Below are 2,106 nucleotides of genomic sequence, written 5' to 3' on the forward strand. Positions count from 1 at the left end.
AAACGGCTGGCTCTCCGGCCTGCACGACACCGAACTCCTCGGCGCCGTGCAGAGCGCGCTGGTGGCCAAGTCGGGCCTGGACGCCGGCGCCGTCGAGCAGGTCATCGGCGGTTGTGTCACCCAGTTCGGCGAGCAGGCCAACAACATCACCCGGCAGTCCTGGCTGGTCGCCGGGCTGCCCGAGCAGGTGGGTGCCACCAGCGTCGACTGCCAGTGCAGCAGCGGTCAGCAGGCCAACCACCTGATCGCCGGGCTGATCTCGGTCGGCGCCATCGACATCGGCATCGCCTGCGGCGTCGAGGCGATGAGCCGGGTCGGCCTCGGCGAGAACGGCGGCGGTGCCCGGGCGACGTCCTGGGACATCGACCTGCCCAACCAGTTCGAGGCCGCCGAGCGGATCGCCAAGCGGCGCGGTCTGACCCGGGCCGACCTGGACGCTTTCGGGGTGCGCTCGCAGCGGCTGGCCAAGCAGGCCTGGGCCGAGGGCCGGTTCGACCGGGAGATCTCGCCGATCCAGGCGCCGGTGATCGACGAGAACAAGCAGCCCACCGACGCCCTGCACATGGTCGGCCACGACCAGGGCCTGCGCGACACCACCCCGGAGGCACTGGCCGCGCTGAACCCGGTGATCGAGGGCGGCCTGCACACCGCGGGGACGTCGTCGCAGATCTCCGACGGCGCGGCCGCGCTGCTGTGGATGGACGAGGCGAAGGCCACCGCGCTCGGCTTCACCCCGCGGGCGCGGATCGTCAGCCAGGCGTTGGTCGGCGCCGAGACCTACTACCACCTGGACGGGCCGGTGCAGTCCACCGCGAAGGCGCTGGAGAAGGCCGGCATGAAGATCGGCGACATCGACGTGGTCGAGATCAACGAGGCCTTCGCGTCGGTGGTGCTGTCCTGGGCGCAGGTGTACGAGCCGGAGATGGACCGGGTCAACCCGAGCGGCGGCGCGATCGCACTCGGCCACCCGGTCGGCTGCACCGGCAGCCGGCTGATCACCACCGCGCTGCACGAGCTGGAGCGCACCGACAAGTCGACCGCGCTGATCACCATGTGCGCCGGCGGTGCGCTCTCCGGCGCCACCATCATCGAGCGGATCTAGTGGTTGCCGTCGCCGAGGCCGACCGGATCGCCGCCGCGCAGGCATACATCGACGCATTGGTCAGCCACCGCGGCGACGACGTTCCGTTCACGCCGGACTGCGTCCGTATCGAGGTCGGCATCAAGACCGGCTTCTCCGGAGATCACCTGCGCCGCAGCCTGACCCGGGGTCCCCAGTTCCGGCTGATCTCCGCGGCAACCCTGCCGGAGTACAGCGTCGACGGCGACGAGGTGCGGGCGGTCTACGACATCATCACCAAGCCGGCGCTGCTCGGGCGGCGGATCTGCGCCCACGTCGACGAGGTGTTTCGGATCCCGGCCGACGACCAGCACGGCTCCGCGATGATCCACCACATCCGGGCGGGCATCCGGCCGTTCGTCCGCCGCTAGTCCGTTGCCGCCGACCCGTCGCCCGCAAGCGGGAGGTGCCCCCAGCGCCCGACGCCGCCGCATCTGCGGTCGTCGTTAAGCTGACCCGATGGCCGAGCAAGGTTCAGCCCCACGCGGACTCAACTCCGAACTGACCGGTGTCTTCATCAAGTGGATGTCACGCGTCAACACCTGGGCCTACAAGGCGACCGACGGCAGGCTCGGCGGCAAGTGGCGGCTGGGCAGCCAGCGCTTCGGTGACGTCCCGCCGGTCGGGATCCTGACCACCACCGGCCGCAAAACCGGCAAGCCCCGGGAGTCACCGCTGCTGTACCTGCGCGACGGCGACCGGATCATCGTGGTGGCCTCCCAGGGTGGGCGGGCCACCAACCCGATGTGGTACCTGAACCTGAAGGCCGAACCGCGGGTGTCGTTCCAGATCCGCGGCGAGACACGGACGCTGCGGGCGCGTGACGCCACCGACGCCGAACGCGCCGACTACTGGCCGAAGCTCGACGCGATGTACCCGGACTTCGCCGATTACCGGTCCTGGACCGATCGCAAGATGCCGATCGTGATCTGCGAACCGTGGCGCAAGTGGGGAACGAGCTGAGTCGATGGATCATCGAAGTCGCG

Annotated in this window: 3 protein-coding genes; all 3 read left to right on the plus strand. The window is 70.0% G+C overall.

The genetic code is table 11. The annotated features are described in order from the left end of the window. Nucleotides 1-1,102: steroid 3-ketoacyl-CoA thiolase (locus tag AC2VNT_RS11460; protein ID WP_486946970.1), on the plus strand; the 1,102-nt coding region annotated here is incomplete at its 5' end. Next, on the plus strand, nucleotides 1,102-1,491 hold the full coding sequence (locus tag AC2VNT_RS11465; protein WP_486946971.1) for a DUF8021 domain-containing protein: 390 nt from the start codon (nucleotides 1,102-1,104) through the stop codon (nucleotides 1,489-1,491). The genes AC2VNT_RS11460 and AC2VNT_RS11465, both read left to right, overlap by 1 nt. Nucleotides 1,492-1,579: 88 nt before the next feature. Then, nucleotides 1,580-2,083, plus strand: coding sequence for a nitroreductase family deazaflavin-dependent oxidoreductase (locus AC2VNT_RS11470; RefSeq protein WP_486946972.1), 504 nt, complete (start codon nucleotides 1,580-1,582; stop codon nucleotides 2,081-2,083). Nucleotides 2,084-2,106 lie beyond the last annotated feature (23 nt).

It is taken from the genome of Mycobacterium sp. TH-M15, assembly GCF_057473705.1.

What these genes read in the sequence shown, in the direction of transcription:
- AC2VNT_RS11470 (WP_486946972.1), top strand. Translation starts at nt 1,580, where the DNA reads ATGGCCGAGCAAGGTTCAGCCCCACGCGGACTCAACTCCGAACTGACC.